Source organism: Kocuria dechangensis (assembly GCF_014636775.1).
GTDB lineage: Bacteria > Actinomycetota > Actinomycetes > Actinomycetales > Micrococcaceae > Kocuria > Kocuria dechangensis.
Genome location: NZ_BMEQ01000005.1, coordinates 110,014 through 131,719 on the forward strand (window position 1 = coordinate 110,014; position 21,706 = coordinate 131,719).

Genomic DNA, 21,706 nt, shown 5'->3' on the forward strand with positions numbered 1-21,706 from the left:
TTAAGCTGATCACGCTGGTCCCCAGCACCTCGATCCACCGATCGGGGACCCCCGTCGCGTCTTTCCGGAGTGTATGACGTCATGCCTCGCGACCGCGCTCGCCGCCTTCCCCGACACGCCCTTCGCCGCCCGTCCATGCCCGTGGCCGCCTTCTCGGCCTTCTCGGCCCTCGTGGCCGTCAGCGTGGCCGTGAGCTCCGGCATGGGCCCCGCCTCGGTGCTCGAGGCCGGGCAGGGCTCGGCGTTCGGCGGCCAGCGGGACACCGCCGGCAGCCGGGACGGATGGAGCCTCCTCGCGGCCGGGCCGACGGGAGCGCGGCCGCCGGCCGCACCGGAGGGCGACCGGCGCTCCGACTCCCCGGTCCGGGACGGCGCGGAGGGCCACCAGGCGTGGCGGGAGGGCTCCGGCCGCGGCGCCGAGAACTCCTCGGTCCGGCCCAGCCCCCGCGCGCCCCAGCTCTACGAGGGCGAGCTGCCGGTCAACACGATCATCGCGCCCGCCAGCGGCCCCGTCCTCGAGGGCGGACGCTTCGGCTGGCGGATCGCCCCGGACCGCGGCGGCCGGGAGTTCCACAACGGCACGGACGTCTCCGCGGCCGAGGGCCTGCCCGTGGTCGCGGCCCTCGACGGCGTGGTGACGGACGTGTTCTGGGACGTGTGGGGCGGCAACCGCGTGGAGGTCACCCACGCCGACGGCCTCAAGACCACCTACAACCACCTCAAGGACGTGCGGGTGGAGATCGGCGACGAGCTGGTCGCGTCCGAGCGGCTCGGCACCATCGGCCAGACCGGCATCCGCGTGACCGGCCCGCACCTGCACTTCGAGACGTGGGTCGACGGCGCGGCCGTGGACCCCCAGTCCTTCGACTGGATCGACGGGTCGCGGGTCATCCCCGCCTCCCGCGACAAGTACACCCTCGAGGAGCCCACCGCCGACCCCGCGGACGACGCCGCGGTGACCGACGTCGCGAAGGCCGACGCGGAGAAGAAGGCTCAGGAGGAGACGGCCGCCGAGAAGAAGGCGGCGGAGAAGAAGGCGGCGGAGAAGAAGGCCGCCGAGCAGAAGAAGAAAACCGAGGCAGAGAAGAAGGCCGCTGAGCAGAAGAAGAAAACCGAGGCGGAGAAGAAGGAGGCGGAGCAGAAGGCGGCTGAGCAGAAGGAGGCCGCTCCGGCCGAGAAGGCCGAGCCGGCCCCGGTGCCGGAGGCCCCGGCTGTGCCCGAGCCCGTCGTGGAGCCCGAGGCGCCGGCGGCACCTGCGCCGGCCCCGGTGCCGGCGGCCCCGGCTGTGCCCGAGCCCGTCGTGGAGCCCGAGGCGCCGGCGGCACCTGCGCCGGCCCCGGTGCCGGCGGCCCCCGCTGCGCCCGAGCCCGTGGTGCAGCCCCCGGCGCCCGAGGCGCCGGTGGAGCCGATCACTCCTGCCCCGGCCCCGGTGCCGGCGGCCCCCGCTGTGCCCGAGCCCGTGGTGCAGCCCCCGGCGCCCGAGGCCCCGGCGGAGCCGACCACTCCGGAGCCGACCGCTCCGGAGCCGGCCACTCCGGAGCCGACCGCTCCGGAGCCGACCCCGGCCCCCGTGCCGATCCCGGACGAGATCCGTGACACCGACGGCGACGGCAAGCTGGACGTGGACGACGACGACATCGACGGCGACGGCAAGACCAACGACGTGGACGACGACATCGACGGCGACGGCAAGCTCAACGCCGTGGACGACGACATCGACGGGGACGGCCTGCTGAACGAGGTCGACCCGGACCGCGACGGGGACGGCAAGCCCAACGCCGAGGACGAGCAGCCGGACGTGCCGGCCCTGATCACCGCCGCTCCGGCAGCGGCCTCCGCGGCCGTGACGCCGGGGCCCGGCGTCACAGAGAGCGGCGTTACGGAGAAGTGACCGCGCAACGAACCCTCCCCGGAGGCCGGGCGAACTAGCATTGGTCCCCTGACCAGTCCGTTCACGCGCGGGGGCGAGAGCGATGAACACCACGGACCAGCAGCACCCGGGGACCACGGTCGACCACGTCCTGCACGAGCTGCGGGAGCGCCTGGCCGGCACGCTCCTCGAACCGGGAGACTCCGGCTACGACGAGGCCCGACGGGTGTGGAACGGCATGATCGACCGGCACCCCCGTGCCGTGGTCCGCGCCGGCTCCGTCGCGGACATCGCGCCCGTCCTGGAGACGGCCCGGCGGACCGGCCTGCCGCTGGCGGTGCGGGGCGGCGGGCACAACATCGCCGGCCACGGCACCGTCGAGGGCGGCCTGGTGCTGGACCTCGGCGGGCTGCGCGACGTCGTCGTCGACCCCGCGAACCAGCTGGTGAGCGTGGCGCCCGGCGCCCTCCTGGCGGACCTCGACCGCGCCACCGCCCGCCACGAGCTCGCGGTGCCCGTGGGCGTGATCAGCATGACGGGCGTGGCCGGGCTGACCCTCGGCGGCGGGGTGGGCTGGCTGACCCGGAGCAACGGCCTGACGATCGACAACCTGGACTCCGCCGACGTCGTCACCGCCGCGGGGGAGCACCTGCACGCCAGCGAGGAGGAGAACGAGGACCTGTTCTGGGGCCTGCGCGGCGGCGGGGGGAACTTCGGCGTGGTCTCGTCCTTCACGTTCCGCGCCCGCCGGCTGCCGAGCCCCGTGCTCACGGGGAACCTGTTCTACCGCCGTCCCCACTGGAAGCAGGCGCTGACCGCCTTCGACCGGTGGACGCGCGGGCTGCCGGACGAGATGAACCCCATCGTGACGGTCATGGTCCTGCCGCCCGACTTCGGGATGGGCGACGAGCCGTGGCTGATGGTGGGCTTCGCGTGGGCGTCCCAGGACCACTCGGCGGGGATGGACCTCGTCGACCGGCTGCGGGCGGAGGCCCCGCCGGACGCGGAGGAGATCGGGGCCACGCCGTGGACCGCGTGGCAGAGCGCCATGGACACCGTCTTCCCGAAGGGCGCGCGCGGCTACTGGAAGAACGTGTCGTTCTCCCGCCTGGACGAGGAGGTCGTCGACGCCCTCGTGGACGTCGCCGCGGAGATCACGTGGCCGGGCACGGGCATCGACATCCACCACCTGGAGGGCGCCTTCGGCCGGGTGCCGGAGGAGGCCACCGCGTTCCCGAACCGGTCCTCGCGGTTCTGGCTCAACGTCTACGGCTTCTGGCAGGATCCCGCCGAGGACGAGCGGCTGACGGCGTTCGCCCGGACGGTGCACGCCCGGATGCAGCCGTTCGCCGAGCACGGCGAGTACGTGAACTTCCTCGGCGCCGAGCACGGTCTCGACCCGGCGGAGACCGCCCGCCGGTCCTACGGGCGGGCCAAGCACCAGCGGCTGGTGGACCTGAAGTCCCGCTACGACCCGGAGAACCTCTTCCGGCTCAACCACAACGTGCTCCCCGCGCCGCCCGAGACCGGGAGCGGGCCGGTCAGCTGATCAGGCCCTGGCCGGTCCACTCCGTGGGCAGGTGCCCGCCCTGCGGCAGCATCACCACGTGCGCCGACGGCAGGCGCTCGCCGAGCCGGTGCGCGTGGGCGGGTGGGACGACCTCGTCGTCCTCGGCGTGGACCACGAAGATCTCCAGGTCCGCGAGCGTGCGGCCCGCGGTGGGCGGCAGGGCGAAGCCGGCGTGGCCCCACTCCGGGTCCGCCGCGTCCCAGACGGGCGCGGCCACCGTGATCACCCGCTGCAGGAGGGTGGGGATGCGGTGGCAGAGGAAGCGCAGGGCCTCGGACCCGCCCAGGGAGTGGCCCACGATCACCCAGGGCTCGTCCGGGATCGCCCGGATGACTTTCCCGATGGCGTCCTGCCACAGCTGCGGGTCGGGGTCCTCGGGGCGGGGCAGCTCGGGGGCGATGAGGTCCGCGTCCGGCCACTGCCGGCGCACGGCCTCCAGGACCGGGTTCGCGCCGGGGTCCGGCTGAGGCCCGGCGCCGTGCAGGAAGAGGATCCGGTGGACCATGGGGCACCTCGGGACGGGGGCGGGGACGGCGTGCGCCATTGGTACAGAACTGTCCTCGCCGGTCCCGCGGGCTGTCAAGGTCCGTGCGCCGCGCGGCGCGGCTGTCCCCGGCGGGGCGGGATGGACACAATGGGACCATGACCGACGCCGCTCAGCCGCCTGCCGCCCAGGACCGCACGGCCCGCTCCTACTGGACCGTGGAGCCCGGCCGGGGCGAGCTGCGGACGGCCCCGCTGCCTCCGGCCGGGCCCGGCGACGTGGTGGTCCGGGCGCTGCGCTCGGGGATCAGCCGCGGCACGGAGTCGCTGGTCCACCGCGGGATGGTCCCGGAGCGGGTGCGCGAGCGGATGCGCGCGCCCTTCCAGGAGGGCGGGTTCCCGGGCCCGGTGAAGTACGGGTACCTCGCCGTCGGCGTGGTGGAGGAGGGCCCCGAGGAGCTGCTGGGCCGGCGCGTGTTCAGCCTGCACCCGCACCAGGACCGCTACGTCCTCCCGGCCTCCGCCGTGACCCCCGTGCCCGACGACGTCCCCTCCGACCGCGCGGTGCTGACCGGCGCCGTGGAGACCGCCGTCAACGCCCTGTGGGAGGCCGCGCCCCGCCTGGGGGACCGGGTGGCCGTGGTCGGCGCCGGGATGATCGGGGCGTGCGCGGCCGCGCTGCTGGCCCGGTTCCCCCTCGCGCGCCTCCAGCTCGTGGACCCGCAGCCGTCCCGGCGGGAGCTGGCGCGGCGGCTCGGCGTCGAGCACGTGGTCCCGGAGGACGCCGCGGGGGACTGCGACGTCGTCGTCCACGCCTCGTCCACCGCGGCCGGGCTCGCCCGGGGCCTCGAGCTGCTCGGCGACGAGGGCGAGCTCATCGAGCTGTCCTGGTACGGGGACGAGGACCCCTCCGTCCCGCTCGGGGCCGACTTCCACGCCCGGCGGCTGCAGATCCGCGCGAGCCAGGTGGGCGCCGTCGCCGCCGCCCGCCGCGCCCGCCGCACCACCGCCGACCGGCTCGCCACGGCCCTCGACGCCCTGCGCGACCCCCGCTTCGACGCCCTGCTCTCCGGCTCCTCGCCCTTCGAGGAGCTGCCCGGGACGATGGTCCGGCTCGCCGAGCCGCGCTCGGACGTCCTGTGCCACGTGGTGACCTACGACCGACCGACCCCCTGACCCGAGGAGCCCCGTGTTCACCCTGACCGTCCGCGACCACATCATGATCGCCCACAGCCTCCCCGACCCCTTCTTTGGCCCCGCCCAGCACCTGCACGGGGCCACCTACGCGGTCGAGACCACGTGGGCGCGGCCCGTCCTCGACGAGCACGGCGTGGTCATGGACATCGGCGTGGCCTCCCGGCTGCTCTCGGGCGTGCTCGACGGGCTGCGCTACCGCAACCTCGACGAGCACCCGGACTTCGAGGGCCGGCTGACCACCACCGAGGTCCTCGCCCAGCACATCGCCGAGCGGCTGGCCGCGGGCGCGGCGGAGGTCCCCGGCCTGGAGCGGCTCACCGTGACCCTGCGGGAGAACCCCGACGCCTGGGCGTCCTACACCCTGGAGCTGCCCGTGCTCAGCGAGCGCGGCGGGCCGGCCCCCGCCCGATGAGCACGTGCGGGGACGGCGCCGGGGTCCTGGAGGTCGTCATGCCCGACGACGGGCGCCCGACCGGCGGGTCCCTCTACGACCTCCGCCTCGTGGCGGCGCTGCGCGGTCTGGGCCGCGCGGCCCGCACGGTGCCCGTCGCCGGGAGCTGGCCCCACCCGGACGCGGCCGCCAGGGCCCGCCTGCGCGCCGCGCTCGGCGAGCCCGCGCCGGGGCGGACGGTCCTGCTCGACGGCCTGGTCGGCTGCGCGGCCCCCGAGGTGGTCGACGACGCCGTGCGCTGCGGGGTGCCCGTCCACGTCCTGTTGCACCTGCCGCTGCCGGCCGAGACCGGGCTGGGCCCCGCCGAGGCGCAGGAGCTGGGGCGGCGGGAGGCCGCCGCGCTCGCGGCCGCGACCGGGGTGGTCGTCACCAGCTCGTGGGCCGCCCGGGACCTGCGGCGGCGCTACGGGACCGAGGGCGCGGCCGTCGCGGTGCCCGGCACACGGCCCGTCCCGGTGGCGGGCGGCTCGGCCCCGCCGCGGCTGTCCTGCGTGGGCTCGCTGACCCCCCTCAAGAACCAGGTGCTGCTGCTGGAGGCCCTCGCCCCGCTGGTGCGCCTGGACTGGACGCTCGACCTCGTGGGCGCGCCCGGCCCCGCCGGGTACGTCCGCACGCTGCAGGAGGCGGTCGAGGCGTTCCCCGACCCCGCCCGGGTGCGCCGCACCGGCCCCCTCACGGGCGCGGCCCTGGAGGCGCAGTGGGAGGCCACGGACCTGCTCGTGCTCTCCTCGACGGCCGAGACCTACGGGATGGTCGTCGCCGAGGCGCTCGCCCACGGCATCCCCGCCGTGGTCCCCGCGGGCACGGGCGCGGTCGAGGCCCTCGACGGCGCCCCGGACGGGACCGGCGCGGCCCGGGACCGGGCCGGCGCCGCCCTCGACAGCGCCGACCCGGCGGCCTGGACCGCCGTCCTGCACGAGTGGCTCACGGACCCCGCCCTGCGCGAGCGCTGGCGGCGCCGCGCCCTGGTCCGCCGCGCCGGGCTGCGCACGTGGGAGGACACCGCCCGCGACGTCCTGGCGGCGCTGCGCCCGCCCGTCCCCGCCGCCGGCCCGCACGCCCCGCACACCGACCCACCGTCCGACACCAGGAGGTTGTGACCATGGAACGTCCCGTCGCCGAGCATCCCGCCGCGGAGCACCCCGTCCCCGAGCGTCCCATCGCGGGGGACTGGCTGGCCCTGCGCGAGCCCGCCGACGCCGCCGCGCGCGAGCACTCCCGCTCCCTGGCCGACCGGCTCGTCCGGCACTGGGCCGGGCAGGGGCCGGAGGAGGCCGGACAGGACGCGCCCGTCCTCGTCGTCGACATCGGGGCCGGGACCGGCGCCAACCGGGCCTGGCTCGCCGGGCACCTGCCCGGCCCGCAGCGGTGGGTGCTGCTCGACCACGACCGGGGCCTGCTCGAGCACGCCGTGGCCGCCGCGCGGGAGGAGGGGGCCGACGTCGTCCCCGTCCACGCCGGGGTGGAGTCGCTCGAGCGCGTGCTGGCCGAGCACCCGGCGCCCCGCCGGCTCGTGACGTGCTCCGCGCTGCTCGACCTGCTGAGCCGGGACCAGATCCGGGAGCTGGCCCGCGTGCTCTCCGCCGCGGGGGTCCCGGCCCTGTTCGCCCTCACCGTCGACGGCGAGGTGCACCTCGACCCGCCCCACCACCTCGACGCCCCGGTGCTGGGCGCCTTCGACGACCACCAGCTGCGCGGCGAGCTCGCCGGCCCGGAGGCGGTCGCGCTGGCCGCCGCCGCGCTGCAGGAGCAGGGGATGGCCGTGGACGTGCAGCCCACCCCGTGGTGGATCGCCGAGCAGCCGTGGGCCCGGCCCCTGCTGGAGCGCTTCCTCGCCGACCGGGCGGACGCCGCCGCGGAGCACCGCCCCGACCTCACCGCCGAGGCGCACGCCTGGCTGCGGACCCGGCTGGTGGACTGCGCCCGCGGGAGGCTGCGCGCCACCGTGGGGCACGCGGACCTGCTGGCCCTGCCCTGCGGCCGGGACGGCACCGGGACCGGGGACGAGGCCGGGGACGGGCTCAGCTGAGGCCGCGCGCCCGCCGTTCGAGCCACACGGTGTCCCGCCCGAACGAGACGACCAGCAGGGCCAGGGCCACCGCCACGGCGGCGGTCGCCAGTGGCAGCGGGATCAGCGGGACCAGTGCGCCCAGCAGCGTCCCGCCCTGGATCCCGGCGGTCGTCCGCCGGTAGGAGCTGTACGGCAGCGGCCGGCGCCACCCCGGCCGCAGGCGCAGGCCGAGGAGGAAGAGGTAGCGCAGCGCCCCGATCACCAGCACCCACCAGGCCCCGGGCAGGCCCAGCCGTGCGGCCACGGCGACGGCGAGGACCAGGATCAGGACGGCGTCCACCTCCTGGTCGAACCGGGCCCCGGCGCTCGTGGCGGTGCCGGTCCGGCGGGCGACCCAGCCGTCGAGGCCGTCGAGCAGCCACGCGGGCAGCGCCACGGCGAACAGCGCCCAGCACCAGGCGGCGGAGGGACGGGCCGCGGCCTCGCCGAGCACGGGCGCGAGGCCCAGGGGCAGCAGCGCCGCCGCGACGGCCACGAGCACGGAGCGCGCCACCGTGACCCGGTCCGCCGGGCCGTAGGGCTCCGCGCGGCGGTGCGTGGTGCTGCGGACCACGGCCCCGACCACGGCCAGGCCCAGGACGCCGGCGACGAGCGCCGGGACGGCGCCCGCGCCCGCAACGACCCCCACCAGGGCGACGGCCGCCGCGGTGACGACGAGCGCGGCGGCGCCGTCCCGGCGGGCCGACGCGCGCGGGTCGGCGGGACGGGCCAGCGCCATCGGGTCCTCCTCCGGATCGGATGACCCATCCTGGACGGGCCGCGCGCGGGCGTCAATCGGGCGGGGCGCGCAGGACCGCCCATTACACTGCGGCCATGCCGCCCGCCGCGCCGGACCCGCGCTCCGCCCCCGTCCCGGGGCGCCGGATCGTCCTGGCCGGGGTGCAGGCGGTCGTCGGGCTCGGCGTGCTCGTCGGTCTGTTCCGGGCGTTCGGCCCCGGCTCGATCGGCGCGGCCCTCGGGGTGCTCGGGCCCGGCACCGTCGCCCTCGCGCTCGCGGCAGGGTCCGCGGCCACGGCCGCGCAGGCGCAGCGCTGGCGCCTGGTCGCGCGTTCCCGGGGCGTGCGGATCCGCCCCGGGGAGGCTCTCGCCGAGTGCTGGGCCGCGGGGCTCGTCAACCTGCTGATGCCCGGGGGCGTGGCCGGGGACGCCGTGCGGGTGCTGCGCCGCCGGCGCCTGGGGGACAGCATCCCCGAGGCCGGGATCTCCGTGGCGGGGGAACGGCTGGCCGGGACGTCGGTGATGCTGGCGGCCGGGGTGGTCCCCGCGCTCACCCTGGGCGTGTGGCCGGCCGTCGGGCTGGGCGCCGGGGCCCTGGTGGTGGGCGCCCTCGCCTGGCGCGCGACGCGCGGGGCGCGGGCCCGGGACCGGGCCGCCGTGTGGGGGCTGTCCGTGCTGGTCTGGGCCTGCTACCAGGGGCTGTTCCTCGTGGCGGCGGTGCGGACCGCTCCCGGCGCGGCGCGCGCCGACCTGTGGGGGATCTCCGTGCTGGGCCTGGCCGGGATGTCCGTCCCGCTCGGCGTGGGCGGCTGGGGGCCGCGGGAGGGGATCACCACGCTGGCCGCGGCGGCCCACGGCCTGCCGGGGGAGACGGGGTTCGCGATCTCCCTGGCCTACGGCCTGCTGGCCCTGGTCTCCGCCGCGCCCGGGGCGGTCGTGCTGCTGCGGTGGCTCCGGCCGGCGGCGCGCGTCCCGGCCGGGGCAGCCGGGCGCGCCGCGTCGCCGGACCTAGAATCCGATCCATGCGGCTCTCGACGGCGTCCGTGGACACCCGCCCCGGAGGGGCGGTCCTCCGGCGAGCCGTCAGGCCCACGATCGCCGGATGGGTCGTCGGCCTCGCCGTGACCGGACTGGTCGTGTGGAGCCCCTACGTGCTGTTCGGCTACCGGAACCCCTCCGTGCACCTGGTGCTGGACTCGGTCGACGCGTGCGTGGCCCTCCTCGCGGCGTACCTGCTCCACGGCCGGCTCCTCCGCCGGGGACGGCTCCAGGACCTGCTGCTGGCGCAGGGACTGGTGCTCCTGGCGGTGGCGGGTCTGGGGCTGGGCCGTGCCGCGGAGGCCCTCGACGGGGACCGCGAGGGGACGCTGGACGTCTGGCTTCCCCTGACCGTCCGCGTCGCGGGGGCGGCCCTCATCGTGGCCGCCGCGGTGGTGGACCCGGCGCGGCGCACCCGCTCCACCTCGTGGCCGTGGTCGGTGGGCGTGCCCCTGGTGCTCGTCGTGGTGGCGTCCCTGACCCTGTGGGCCGGCCGGGCCCGGCTGCCCGTGGCCTTCGAGGGGGCCGGTCCCGCCCTGGCCGCCCAGCAGCCGGTCCTCACCGGCCACCCCCTGCTCCTGGCGGGGCAGGCCCTGTCGGCGCTGTGCTTCCTCGTGGCCTCCGCCGCCTTCGCGGCGCGCGCGGCGCGGCACGCCGATCCCCTCCTCCGCTGGCTGGGACCGGCCTGCGCCCTGGCCGCCTGCGCCCGCGTCAACTACGTCCTGTTCCCCTCGCTGTACACCGACTGGCTCTACACCGGTGACGTGCTGCGGACCGGCTTTTACCTGCTGCTGCTGGTCGGGGCGCTCCGGGAGATCGAGCAGTACTGGGACGCGCACTTCCGGGCGGCGGTGCTGGAGGACCGGCGCCGGCTGGCGCGCGAGCTGCACGACGGCGTGGTCCAGGAGCTCTCGCTGATCCGGATGGAGGGCCATGCCCTGCCGACGGACGCCCCGCCCAGGGCACGCATCCTCGCCGCCTGCGACCGCGGCCTGGACGAGGCCCGGGCCGCGGTGCAGGCCCTCGGGCACGGCGACGACGAGCCGCTGGGCTTCGTGCTGCACCGCGCGGCGCGGGAGCTGGCCCAGCGGTACCGGGTCCACCTCGAGGTGGACGTGGACGACTCCGTCGGCGCGGATCCGGACCAGCGGCACGCCCTGCTGCGCATCACCCGGGAGGCGGTGTCCAACGCGGTGCGCCACGGCCGCGCCGCGAGGCTGTGCCTGCGGCTCACCACGGACGGCGGTCTCCGCCGCCTGGTCGTCCAGGACGACGGCGACGGCTTCGACGTCGCCCGCGCCACGGGGCCCGGGGCGGGCTATGGTCTGATCAGCATGCGGGACCGGGCCCGTGCCCTGCCCGGCTCCTTCGAGGTGCACTCCGAACAGGGCGGCGGGAGCGTGGTGACGGTGACGTGGTAGCGCAGGACCGGCTCAGGGTCGTGATGGCGGACGACCACGCCCGGATCCGCGCGAGGATCCGGGAGGCGCTGGAGGAGGGCGGATGCGAGGTCTGCGCCGAGGCCGCCGGAGCCGACGACGCCGTGCGTCTCACCGCCGAGCACCGGCCCGACGTGGCGCTGCTCGACATCCACATGCCGGGCAACGGGATCCGGGCCGCCGAGCGGATCAGCCGGACCCTGCCGCAGACCGCGGTCGTGATGCTCACGCAGTCCGGCGACGACGAGGACCTCTTCGACTCCCTGCGGGCGGGCGCGGCGGGCTATCTGCTCAAGAGCACCGACCCGGCGGTCCTGCCGGACGCCCTGCGCGGGGTGCTCGCCGGGGAGGCGGCCATGTCCCCGGCGCTCGTCACGCGCGTGCTGCAGGAGTTCCGGGCGCCCGGCCGGCGGGTCCTCCGGCGGAAGTCCGAGGCCGCGGCCAGGCTGAGCCCGCGCGAGTGGGAGGTCATGGAGCTCCTCGCACAGGGGCGTTCCACCGAGGAGGCGGCCAACAAGCTGTTCGTCTCCCCGACGACGGTCCGGGTCCACGTCTCGGCCGTCCTGCGCAAGCTCCGGGTCAAGGACCGCGAGAGCGCGTTCCGCGTGCTGAGGGAGGACGAACCCCTTCCCGGCGACGCCGGGTGACGGTGCGTTTACATATTTGAACGCTTCGCAATCTCCGTTTGCGTTCAGAAACATGCAGACTCGTGGTGGGGCCGGCCCGTGGGGGGACGGTCGAGAAATTTGGGGGAGAACCATGTCTGTGTCACATCATTTTGTCGCGCCGTCAGACCGCTCGTTCGGGTGGGCGTCCGGCCGTGCGGTCGCGGTCCTGGCGGTCTCCGCCGTGCTCGGCGGGGCCGTCCTGGCCGGCCCGGCGCAGGCGGCACCGGTGTCGGCCACCTCGAGCAGCGGGATCTGCACCGGCGTGGTCAACCAGACCGCCCATCGCGGCACGGTGCAGCAGAACCTGCTGAAGGCGGCCGCCAAGAAGAACGCGGACCAGATCGCCACGCTCCAGGCCGAGAAGGCGGCGCTGGCGAAGAAGGCCGAGGAGCTCACGGCGAAGATCACCGCGGAACAGAAGGCCATCGCCGACGTCGATGCCAAGGACGCGCAGCTGGCCACCGACATCCAGGCCGCCGAGGACGAGATGGCCGCGCTGACCACCGAGCGCACCGAGACCGCTGACGCCGTGGCCGCCGCCGAGAAGGCCCTCGCAGAACTGCAGACGCAGCAGAGCAATCTGCAGGAGAAGCTGGCCCCTGTGGAGGCGGACCTGAAGGCCGCACAGCAGGTGATCGACGGCCTCAAGGAGCAGACCGCCGGGGCGACGACGGACGCCGCCGCCAAGCAGCAGCAGATCGACGCCGCCGGGACGGAACTGGCGACCCTGCAGGACGCCGCCACGACGGCCGCTGCCGCCGTCGCCGCGAAGAACGAGCAGATCGACGCCACCCAGGGCCGGCTGACCACGCTGGAGGACACCGCGGCGAAGGCCGGTGCTGCTGTCAGCACCGCCACGGACCGTGTCGCCGCGGCCGAGGAGGAGCTGAAGCGACTGGAGGGCGCCGGCACCGCGGCCCAGGCCGACCTCGAGGCCCAGCAGTCGAGGATCACCGAGGCGAAGGCGGCCCTGGCCGTGGCGCAGAACGACGCGAGGACTGCCGCAGACGCTCTGGCCGCGCAGCAGACGGAAATCACCCGGACCCAGGGCGAGCTGACCGCGCTGCAGGACGCCGCGAAGACCGCCGCCGACGCGCTGGCCGCCCAGCAGGAGCAGGTCGCCGCGGCCGAGCGTGAGCTGGCCGCGCTGGGGGCCACAGCGAAGGCTGCTGCGGACGCCGCCGCTGCGAACCAGGCGAAGATCGCCGCGGTCGGCGCGGAGATCCTCGAGATCCAGAACGACCTCGAGGCAGCGACCGCGCAAATCACGGCCAAGCAGGCCGAGCTCACCAAGGCCCAGGAGGAGCTGAAGACGCTGCAGACCCGGAAGGCAGAGCTGGAGAAGCAGATTGCCGACCTGGAGGCCATCAGGGGCGGCAGCCCGACCGTGAAGGCGGAGCGACAGAGGCAGATCGACGCCTACAAGGCCGAGCTGCAGACGGTCAACACCCAGATCAGCGACAAGAGCACGCAGATCTCCGGGCTGCAGGGGGACCTGACCACCCTGCAGAGCCAGGTGAGCACCCTGTCCCAGCAGCTCACGGCCAAGCAGCAGGAGAGCGCGGCCCTGCAGCAGCAGGTCGCCCCGCTGCAGGCCTCGCTGACCGCGGCCAACACCGCGGTGGCCACGAAGCAGACCGAGGTCACTGCCCTGCAAGGAAAGCTGCCCGCGCTCCGGACCGCCGTGGCCGAGGCGAACACGGCGGTAACGGCCGGGCAGGCGCGGCTGAGCGCTTTGGAGGGCTCGCTCCCGGCGCTGCAGGAGGCCGTCACCGCCGCCGATGCCGAGGTCGCCGAACAGGAGAAGCTCCTCGCCGATCTCGAGGCCGCCCTGCCCGGGCTCACCGACGGGGCCGAGGCCGCCCAGCAGAGGATCGCCGAGCAGAAGACGGTGCTGACCGGGCTGCAGGGCGAACTGGCGGAGGCCACGAAGGACCTCGAGGCCGCGGACGCGGCCGTCGCGGCCCAGAAGGCCGAGCTCGCGACGCTGCAGGGGGACCTGCCGGCGCTGCAGGCCGCCGCGGACGACGCCGCCAGGTCGGTGGCCGTCAAGCAGGACGAGATCACCGCGCTCAACACCGAGATGGACGCCCTTGTGGCGGAGGTGACCGCCCTGAACACCCGGATCGCCGCGAAGGAGGCCGAGGTCCTGACCCTGCAGGGCCGTGTCGCTCCGCTGCTGGATCAGCTGAACAAGGTCAACGGCGAGATCTCCGCCGCGGAGTCCCAGCTGAAGACACTGCAGACCCAGGTGACGACGCTGGACGGCGAGGTCACCGCGGCGCAGAAGAAGCTCGCCGAGCTGCAGGCGGTCAAGAAGCAGAACAAGGACGCGATCAGCGCCCAGGCGGCGGTCGTGAACAAGCTCGAGGACCAGCTCGGCGCCCTGCAGCAGCAGATCAAGGCCATCGACAGCACGATCGCCCTCGGCGGCTGCGTCGCCTGAGCCGTCGTCGGCGGCACCGGTGAGCGGGTGCCGTGCCGCCGACCGGGGACGGGCTCCGGATCGGACGATCCGGGGCCCGTCCCGGTCCCGCCGGGGACCGCCGGTTCTAGCACTCCCCGCGGCGGAGCAGCCGGCCCCGCGGGGTGGTGAAGTCCACCGGCACCCCGCGCAGGAACGTGCGGCGGACCGTCCCGGACAGCGCCTTGCCCTGGTAGGGGGTGATCGGGTTCTTGTGGTGCAGCTTCCCGGCGTCGACCACGAAGGCGTCGTCGGCCGCGAAGACCACCAGGTCCGCGTCGTAGCCCAGGGCCAGCTTGCCCTTGGAGCGCAGGCCGGCCCGCTGGGCGGGCCGGGTGGACATCCACTCGACGACCCGCTCCAGGCCGATCCCGCGGCGGCGCGCCTCCGTCCAGATCAGGGACAGCCCCAGCTGCAGGGAGGACACCCCGCCCCAAGCCACCCCGAAGTCCCCGTTCTCGAGGTCCTTGAGGTCCAGCGTCGAGGGGGAGTGGTCCGAGACGATGAAGTCGATCGTCCCGTCGAGCAGGCCCTCCCACAGCAGCTCCCGGTTGCCGACCTCCCGCACGGGCGGGCAGCACTTGAAGGCGGTGGCGCCGTTGGGCACCTCCTCGGCGAGGAGGGTGAGGTAGTGCGGGCAGGTCTCGACCGTGATGTCCAGGCCGTCGCGCTTGGCGGTGGCGAGCATGGGCAGGGCGTCCGAGGAGGACAGGTGCAGGATGTGGGAGCGGGCGCCGGTCCAGCGGGTGCGCTCGATGACCTCGGCGACGGCGAGGTTCTCCGCCCCGCGCGGGCGGGAGGCCAGGAAGTTCGCGTACACGTCGCCCTCGGGGTGCGGCGCGCGGTCGATGGCCCGGGAGTCCTCGGCGTGCACGATCAGCAGGGAGTCGAACGTCTTGATCTCGGCGAGGTCCTCCTCCATCTCGTCCGCCTCCAGGTGGGGGAACTCGTCCACGCCGGAGTGCAGCAGGAAGCACTTGAAGCCGAAGACGCCGTCGTCGTGCAGCTCCCGCAGGTCGGGCTTGTTGCCGGGGATCGCGCCGCCCCAGAAGCCGACGTCCACGAAGACGTTGTGCTGGGCGAAGAGCCGTTTGTACTCGAGGGCCGGCACGTTCACCGTGGCCGGCACCGAGTTCAGCGGCATGTCCAGGACCGTGGTGACCCCGCCGGCCGCGGCGGCGCGGGTCGCGGAGGCGAAGCCCTCCCACTCGGTGCGGCCGGGCTCGTTGACGTGCACGTGGGTGTCGACCAGGCCGGGCAGCACGGTCTCGTCGTCGGCGAGCTCCACGACCTCGCGGCCGGTCAGGCCGGCGCCGAGGGGCTCGACGGCCACGATCCGCCCGTCGCGCACCCCGATCTCCCGGGGGGCGAAATGATCGCCGCAGGAGACGTTCTTCCCGCGGACCACCAGGTCGAACTCCCGGTGGTCGCCGGCGAAGGCGCCGTGCTCGTCCGCCCCCATGTGCGGAGCCTCGACGGCGTCGTCCGGGAGCCCGTGCTCCTGCTTGTACTCGGCGATGAGCCGGCGGACGCGCTCGGGGTCGTTGACGTTCTCGCTGACCCCGCGCTGGTGGGCCTGCTCGGCCTCGAAGGCCTGATGCGCCGTCTCCGGCTTCGTCGCCGAGCGGGCCGGGTCCTCCTGGGCGATCTCGGCCGGGGCCGGCGCCCCGCAGGGGGCGGAGTCCCGCTCGGTCCGCTCGCGGTCCGGGCCGTCCTGGCCGGCAGGGGTCTTCTGCTCCGTCACGGGGAGTCCTCTCGGTGCTGGGCGCCGTGGCCGGCCGCCGCGTGGTCGGGGGTGCCCGCGCCGCCGAGCAGCGCGGGGAGGTCGCGGGCGAGCTGCGCGCCCACCTGCTCGAGCAGTCGCCCGGCCTCGAGCATGCACGTGCGGGCGTCGGGCTCGAGGTCGGTCAGGGCGTAGGTGCTGACGAAGCCGGCGTCGTGCAGGACCCGCGGCTCCAGCGTAGTCCGCCCGCACACGGCCACCGCGGGGACGCCCGCGGCGCGCGCCGCGACGAGCACGCCCACCGGGGTCTTCCCGCCGAGGGACTGCTCGTCGAGGCTTCCCTCGCCGGTCACCACGAGGTCGGCCCCGGCGAGCCGCTCGCGCAGCCGCACGAACTCCAGCACCACGTCGACGCCGGGCCGGCGGCGCGCGCCGAGGACGGCGAGCGCCGCGTAGCCCACGCCGCCCGCCGCGCCGGCGCCGGGGGCCTCCGCCGCGCGGCGGGCCCCGGGGCCGAGGGCGTCGGCGAGCCGGTCCCGCAGGACGGTCAGCGCGGCGTCGAGCTCGGCGACCTGCGCGGGCGTGGCCCCCTTCTGGGGGCCGAACACCGCGGCGGCGCCGCGCTCGCCCAGCAGGGGGTGGTCCACGTCGGCGGCGAGCACGACCTCGGTGGCCGCCAGGCGGGGGTCCAGCCCGGAGAGGTCCACGCGGGCGAGGCGGGCCAGCGCGCCGCCGCCGTGGCCGAGCTCCCGGTCCTCGGCGTCGAGCAGCCGGGCGCCGAGGCCCTGCAGCAGGCCGGCCCCGCCGTCGGTGCAGGCGCTGCCGCCCACGCCGATGACCACGCGGTCGGCCCCGGCGTCGAGGGCGGCCCGGACGAGCTCCCCGGTGCCGCGGCTCGTGGCGCCCGTGGCGTCGAGGACGGGATCGCCGTCCTCGCCCGCCGGGAGCGCCGCGAGCCCGGAGGCGAGGGCCATCTCGACCACCGCCGTCCGGCCCCGGAGGGCGAACTCCGCCTCCACCGGCGCGCCGTCGGGACCGGTCACGGTGGCGGGGCAGGGGGTGAACCCAGCGCCCACGGCGGCCTCGAGGGTGCCCTCCCCGCCGTCGGCCACCGGGACGGCGACGACCTCGGCCGTCGGGTCCACCGAGCGGATGCCCGCCCCGAGGCGGGCGGCCACGTCGGGGGCCTCGAGAGAGCCCTTGAACTTGTCCGGGGCGACGACGATGCGCACGTCCGTCCTCCTGTCCTGGTGCGGTGTCCTGCGGTGCGGTGTCCTGCGGCGCGGGGTCCTGTGGTGCCGCGGCCGGCGGCCTAGTCGAGCAGGGCGATCGCGGTGGGGGCGTCCTCCCCGCGCTCGGCCAGTTCCTCGAACTCGACCACGTTGTCGAGCTCCGTGCCCATGGAGATGTTGGTGACCTTCTCGAGGACGACCTCCACGACCACGGGCACCCGGAACCGCTCCAGCAGCTCGTGCGCCTCGGCGAACGACTCCTGCAGCTTCTCCGGATCGGTCACCCGCACCGCCTTGCAGCCGAGGCCCTCGACCACCTTGAGGTGGTCCACGCCGTACCCGTTGGTCTCGGGGGAGTTGATGTTCTCGAACGCCAGGGAGACGTTCTGCTCCATCCCGAAGCCGCGCTGGGACTGGCGGATGAGGCCCAGGTAGGAGTTGTTCACCACCACGTGGATGTAGGGCAGGTTGAACTGGGCGCCCACGGCCAGCTCCTCGACCATGAACTGGAAGTCGTAGTCCCCGGAGAGGGCCACGACGGTCTGCCCGGGCTTGCCGCGCACCACGCCGAGCGCGGCCGGCCCGGTCCAGCCCAGCGGACCGGCCTGGCCGGCGTTGATCCACTGCCGGGGGCCGTAGACGTGCAGGAACTGGCCGCCGGCGATCTGGGAGAGCCCGATGGTGGAGACGTAGGTGACGTCCTTGCCGAAGGCGGAGTTCATCTCCTCGTACACGCGCTGGGGCTTGATCGGCACCTCGGTGAAGTGGGTCTTGCGCTGCATGGTGCCCTTGCGGCGGGCGCAGTCGTCGGCCCACTGGCCCCAGCCGGGCACCGTCCCCTGCGCCTTGCGCTCGCGGGCCGCCTCCAGCAGGACCTCCAGCGCGGCGCCCGCGTCGGAGACGATGCCCAGGTCCGGGGAGAACACGCGCCCGATCTGGGTGGGCTCGATGTCGATGTGCACGAACTTGCGCCCGGCGGTGTAGGTGTCGAGCCCGCCGGTGTGCCGGTTGGCCCACCGGTTGCCGATGCCCATCACGAAGTCGGACTCCAGGAACGTCGCATTGCCGTAGCGGTGGGAGGTCTGCAGACCCACCATGCCCGCCATCAGGGGGTGGTCGTCGGGGATGGCGCCCCAGCCCATCAGCGTGGGGACCACCGGGACGTCCAGCAGCTCGGCGAGCTCCACGAGCTTCTCCGAGGCGTCGGCGTTGATGATGCCCCCGCCGGCCACGAGGAGGGGCCGCCGGGCGGCGAACATCATGTCGAGGGCCTTCTCCGCCTGGGCGCGCGTCGCTGCGGGGCGGGCCGGCCGCAGGGGCTCGTACACGTCGATGTCGAACTCGATCTCGGCCAGCTGCACGTCCAGGGGCAGGTCCAGCAGCACCGGGCCGGGGCGGCCGGAGCGCATCTCGTGGAAGGCCTTCTGGAAGGCCCCGGGAACCTGGCCGGGCTCCAGGACGGTCATCGCCAGCTTGGTGACCGGCGCGGCGATCGCGGAGATGTCCACGGCCTGGAAGTCCTCCTTGTGCAGCTTGGCCACCGGGGCCTGGCCGGTGATGCACAGGATGGGGACGGAGTCCGCGGCGGCGGCGTACAGGCCGGTGATCATGTCCGTGCCGGCGGGCCCGGAGGTGCCGATGCACACGCCGATGTTGCCGGGGGCGGAACGGGTGAAGCCGTCGGCCATGTGCGAGGCGCCCTCGACGTGGCGGGCGAGGGTGTGGCGGACGCCGCCGTGGGCGCGCATCGCGGAGTAGAGGGGGTTGATGGCGGCGCCGGGCAGGCCGAAGGCCTCGGTGGCGCCCTCCTTCTCGAGGATGGCGACGATGGCGTCGACCGTGCGCATTCTGGCCATGATGAACTCCTTGGAAGCGGGACCCGTGCGGGTCGGGAGGTGCAGAGCGGGGAGAGGGCTAGCGGCCGGCGCGGCCGGAGAGCTCCTCGACGAGCTTGAACAGCCCGGAGTGGTCCAGGCCGCCGTCGCCGCGGTTGACGGTGATGCCGACGAGCTGGGCGACGAGGGCCCCGAGCGGCACCGCCACGCCGGCCTCGCGGGCCGCGGAGGTGACGATGCCCATGTCCTTGTGGTGCAGCTGGAGCCGGAAGCCGGGGTCGAAGTCGCGGTCCAGCATCTTCCGGCCCTTCTGGTCGAGGACCTTGGACCCGGCAAGGCCTCCGCCGAGGACCTTCAGCGCCGCGTCGGTGTCCACGCCGTAGGCCTCGAGGAAGACGACGGCCTCGGCGAGCAGCTGGATGTTGCCGGCCACGATCAGCTGGTTGGCGGCCTTGACGGTCTGCCCGGATCCGGACGGGCCCACGTGCACGACGGTCCTCCCGACGGCCTCGAGCACCGGGCGGGCGGCCTCGAAGTCCTCGGCCTCGCCGCCGACCATGATGGACAGGGCGGCGTCGATCGCGCCCTGCTCGCCGCCGGAGACGGGGGCGTCCAGCGGTCGCAGCCCCTTCGCGCGGGCCTGCTCGGCCAGGCGGGCGGCGACGTCGGGCCGGATGGAGCTCGCGTCGATCCAGAGGGTGCCCTGCCGGGCGTTCTCGAACACGCCGTCCGGGCCGGTCACCACGCCCTCCACGTCGGGGGAGTCCGGCACCATCGTGATGACGACGTCGGCGTCCCGCACGGCCTGCGCGACGTCGGGGGCGCCGGCGCCGCCGGCCTGCCGGAGCTGGTCGATCCTGTCCTGCGAGCGGTTGAAGCCGACCACGTGGTGCCCGGCCGTGACGAGGTTCCTCGCCATGGGCAGGCCCATGATGCCGAGGCCGATGACGGTGACGTTGCGGGTGGCGGTGCTCGGGGTGGTGGTCATGGTGCTGTCCTCACTGTGCTGCGGGCGGGCGTGCTGCGGTCGTGGTGCGGTCGTGGTGGGGGAGACGGTCCCCGCGGTGGCCCCGCGGTGGTCACGCGGTGGCCACCGGGGAGAGCCAGGCGAAGGGATCCTCCTGGGAGGCCTTGTACTCCAGGCCCACGTACCCGGTGTAGCCGAGCTCCCGGCTGCGGGCGATCCAGCGCTGCAGGGGCAGCTCGCCGGTGCCCGGCTCGTGGCGCCCCGGGGCGTCGGCGATCTGGATGTGCCCGAACTCGGCGGCGTGCGCCTCGATCACGGCGTCGACGTCGTCGCCGTTGACCGCCAGGTGGTAGAGGTCGGCGAGCATCCTGACGTTGTCCGCACCGGCCGCGGTGACCCTCGCGATGACGTCCAGGGCGTCCTGGGCCGTCCTCAGCGGGTAGGCGGGGGCGCCCGAGACGGGCTCCAGCAGCACGGTCCCGCCGATGCGCGCCACGGCACGGCCGGCCCGGGCCAGGTTCTCGACCCCCAGCTCGTCCTGGGCCGACGGGCTCACGCCCTCCTGGCGGTTGCCGTACAGGGCGTTGAAGGCGCGGCACCCGGTGCGCTCGCCGATGCCGGCGACCACGTCGAGGTTGTCGGCGAACTCCTGCGAACGCGCCGGCCACGACACGAGGCCGCGGTCGCCGGCGGGCATGTCCCCGGCGTCGAAGTTCAGCCCGCTCAGCTGCACCCCCGCGTCCTGGAGCGCCGCCACGAAGGCGTCGACGTCGCGGTCCGCGGGCACGGACCCGGCGAACGGCCACCAGAACTCGACGGCGTCGAAGCCGGCGGCCTTCGCGGCGGCGGGACGCTCGAGCAGCGGGAGGTCGGTGAAGAGGATGGAGCAGTTCACGGTGTACGACATCGGGTCCTCCGGGACGGGAGCGGCGAGCTCATTGGGTTTCGTATGGTGGAAGTGATCTTCTGTTCTACGAAAATGCTACGGGCGGATGTGATTCACGTCAACGTCTGGTTGAAATCTGTGTTTCATGGAGGGGGGTGACGGCCCGGCTCTCCGCCCTGCCGTCCCGGGACGGAGAAGGACCCCGCACCGCCTCCCACCGAGGCGGTGGGAGGCGGTGCGGGGTCCTGTGGGCGCGGCGGGGGAGCCGCCGCGTCAGCGCAGCTTCATCTGCCGGTTGACGTCCTTGTAGAGGAGGTAGCGGAAGCGGCCGGGGCCGCCGGCGTAGCAGGCCTGGGGGCAGAAGGCCCGCAGCCACATGAAGTCGCCGGCCTCCACCTCGACCCAGTCCTGGTTCAGCCGGTAGACGGCCTTGCCCTCCAGCACGTAGAGCCCGTGCTCCATGACGTGGGTCTCGGCGAAGGGGATCACCGCGCCCGGCTCGAAGGTCACGATCGTCACGTGCATGTCGTGCCGCACGTCGTCGGGGTCCACGAACCGCGTGGTCGCCCACTTGCCGTCGGTGCCGGGCATGGCGGTGGGCTCCACCTGCCGCTCGTTCGTCACGAACGGCTCGGGCACCTCGACGCCCTGCACGTACTCGTAGGCCTTGCGGATCCAGTGGAAGCGCGCGGGCTCGTCGCCGTGGTTGCGCACCGTCCACCGGCACTCCGGCGGGAGGAACGCGTAGCCGCCGGGCCCGAGCTCGTGCTCCTCGTCGTCGACCACCAGGGTGAGGGCGCCCTCCATGAGGAACAGGACGCCCTCGACGCCCGACTCGGTCTCGGGGCGGTCGCTGCCGCCGCCGGGGCCGACCTCCATGACGTACTGCGAGAACGTCTCCGCGAAGCCCGACAGGGGCCGGGCGAGCACCCAGACCCGGGTGCCGTCCCAGAACGGCAGCCGGCTGGTCACGATGTCCCGCATGGTCCCGCGCGGGATCACCGCGTAGGCCTCCGTGAACATCGCCCGGTCCGTCAGCAGGTCCGTCTGCGGCGGATGGCCGCCGTGCGGGGCGTAGTAGGTGCGATCGGTCATC

The 21,706-nt window shown here is 75.0% G+C and carries 18 protein-coding genes; 10 read left to right on the forward strand and 8 right to left on the reverse strand.

The genetic code is table 11. The features are described from left to right. The first annotated feature begins 135 nt into the window (after positions 1-135). Positions 136-1,890, forward strand: a complete 1,755-nt coding sequence (locus IEW07_RS06845) for a M23 family metallopeptidase (protein ID WP_188535573.1) — start codon at positions 136-138, stop codon at positions 1,888-1,890. Between the two features lie 82 nt (positions 1,891-1,972). Then, on the forward strand, positions 1,973-3,418 hold the full coding sequence (locus tag IEW07_RS06850) for an FAD-binding oxidoreductase (protein WP_188535575.1): 1,446 nt from the start codon (positions 1,973-1,975) through the stop codon (positions 3,416-3,418). Here the strand turns inward: IEW07_RS06850 and IEW07_RS06855 are convergent. After that, the gene (locus IEW07_RS06855) at positions 3,411-3,944 is read right to left on the reverse strand and encodes an alpha/beta fold hydrolase (protein WP_188535577.1); all 534 of its coding nucleotides are present in this window, start codon (positions 3,942-3,944) and stop codon (positions 3,411-3,413) included. The two genes, IEW07_RS06850 and IEW07_RS06855, sit on opposite strands and share 8 nt — an antisense overlap. Positions 3,945-4,081: 137 nt before the next feature. Between IEW07_RS06855 and IEW07_RS06860 the strand changes: the two genes are divergently transcribed. The 4 genes from IEW07_RS06860 to IEW07_RS06875 are packed head-to-tail and all read left to right on the forward strand — an operon-like array spanning position 4,082 to position 7,599. After that, positions 4,082-5,098, forward strand: coding sequence for a zinc-dependent alcohol dehydrogenase (locus tag IEW07_RS06860; protein WP_188535579.1), 1,017 nt, complete (start codon positions 4,082-4,084; stop codon positions 5,096-5,098). 13 nt (positions 5,099-5,111) lie between these two features. Next, entirely contained in the window at positions 5,112-5,531 is a 420-nt protein-coding gene (locus IEW07_RS06865) for a 6-pyruvoyl trahydropterin synthase family protein (RefSeq protein ID WP_188535581.1), read from the forward strand. Further along, the gene (locus tag IEW07_RS06870; protein WP_229741625.1) at positions 5,528-6,670 is read left to right on the forward strand and encodes a glycosyltransferase family 4 protein; all 1,143 of its coding nucleotides are present in this window, start codon (positions 5,528-5,530) and stop codon (positions 6,668-6,670) included. Before IEW07_RS06865 ends, IEW07_RS06870 begins: the two co-directional genes overlap by 4 nt. A gap of 2 nt (positions 6,671-6,672) precedes the next feature. Further along, positions 6,673-7,599 (forward strand): class I SAM-dependent methyltransferase, encoded by a 927-nt coding sequence (locus tag IEW07_RS06875; protein ID WP_188535583.1) that lies wholly within the window; start codon positions 6,673-6,675, stop codon positions 7,597-7,599. Here IEW07_RS06875 and IEW07_RS06880 read toward each other — a convergent pair. Continuing rightward, positions 7,592-8,359 (reverse strand): CDP-alcohol phosphatidyltransferase family protein, encoded by a 768-nt coding sequence (locus IEW07_RS06880; RefSeq protein ID WP_188535585.1) that lies wholly within the window; start codon positions 8,357-8,359, stop codon positions 7,592-7,594. The two genes, IEW07_RS06875 and IEW07_RS06880, sit on opposite strands and share 8 nt — an antisense overlap. Positions 8,360-8,454: 95 nt before the next feature. Here IEW07_RS06880 and IEW07_RS06885 point away from each other — a divergent pair, with 95 nt between their 5' ends. The 4 genes from IEW07_RS06885 (at position 8,455) to IEW07_RS06900 (ending at position 13,949) form a co-directional block, all read left to right on the forward strand. Further along, the gene (locus IEW07_RS06885) at positions 8,455-9,483 is read left to right on the forward strand and encodes a lysylphosphatidylglycerol synthase domain-containing protein (RefSeq protein WP_188535587.1); all 1,029 of its coding nucleotides are present in this window, start codon (positions 8,455-8,457) and stop codon (positions 9,481-9,483) included. Continuing rightward, complete coding sequence (locus IEW07_RS06890) at positions 9,381-10,817, forward strand: sensor histidine kinase (RefSeq protein WP_188535589.1); 1,437 nt, start codon at positions 9,381-9,383, stop codon at positions 10,815-10,817. Before IEW07_RS06885 ends, IEW07_RS06890 begins: the two co-directional genes overlap by 103 nt. Then, on the forward strand, positions 10,811-11,482 hold the full coding sequence (locus IEW07_RS06895) for a response regulator (protein WP_188535591.1): 672 nt from the start codon (positions 10,811-10,813) through the stop codon (positions 11,480-11,482). Before IEW07_RS06890 ends, IEW07_RS06895 begins: the two co-directional genes overlap by 7 nt. Positions 11,483-11,594: 112 nt before the next feature. Beyond that, positions 11,595-13,949: a coiled-coil domain-containing protein gene (locus IEW07_RS06900; protein ID WP_188535593.1), complete on the forward strand. Its 2,355-nt coding sequence runs from the start codon at positions 11,595-11,597 to the stop codon at positions 13,947-13,949. A gap of 106 nt (positions 13,950-14,055) precedes the next feature. On the opposite strand, the gene allB is transcribed toward IEW07_RS06900, so the two are convergent. The 6 genes from allB to IEW07_RS06930 form a co-directional block, all read right to left on the reverse strand. After that, a complete protein-coding gene (allB, locus tag IEW07_RS06905; protein ID WP_188535794.1) occupies positions 14,056-15,429 on the reverse strand; it encodes an allantoinase AllB in 1,374 nt (457 codons plus the stop codon). 278 nt (positions 15,430-15,707) lie between these two features. Next, positions 15,708-16,922, reverse strand: coding sequence for a glycerate kinase (locus IEW07_RS06910; protein ID WP_188535595.1), 1,215 nt, complete (start codon positions 16,920-16,922; stop codon positions 15,708-15,710). Positions 16,923-17,002: 80 nt separating this feature from the next. After that, the gene (gcl, locus tag IEW07_RS06915) at positions 17,003-18,778 is read right to left on the reverse strand and encodes a glyoxylate carboligase (protein ID WP_188535597.1); all 1,776 of its coding nucleotides are present in this window, start codon (positions 18,776-18,778) and stop codon (positions 17,003-17,005) included. A gap of 58 nt (positions 18,779-18,836) precedes the next feature. After that, the gene (locus IEW07_RS06920) at positions 18,837-19,745 is read right to left on the reverse strand and encodes a 2-hydroxy-3-oxopropionate reductase (protein WP_188535599.1); all 909 of its coding nucleotides are present in this window, start codon (positions 19,743-19,745) and stop codon (positions 18,837-18,839) included. Between the two features lie 91 nt (positions 19,746-19,836). Continuing rightward, positions 19,837-20,631 carry a hydroxypyruvate isomerase family protein gene (locus tag IEW07_RS06925; protein WP_188535601.1) on the reverse strand — a complete coding sequence of 265 codons (795 nt, stop codon included), beginning with the start codon at positions 20,629-20,631 and terminating at the stop codon, positions 19,837-19,839. A gap of 252 nt (positions 20,632-20,883) precedes the next feature. After that, on the reverse strand, positions 20,884-21,705 hold the full coding sequence (locus tag IEW07_RS06930; RefSeq protein ID WP_188535603.1) for a bifunctional allantoicase/(S)-ureidoglycine aminohydrolase: 822 nt from the start codon (positions 21,703-21,705) through the stop codon (positions 20,884-20,886). Between the last annotated feature and the right edge of the window lies 1 nt (position 21,706).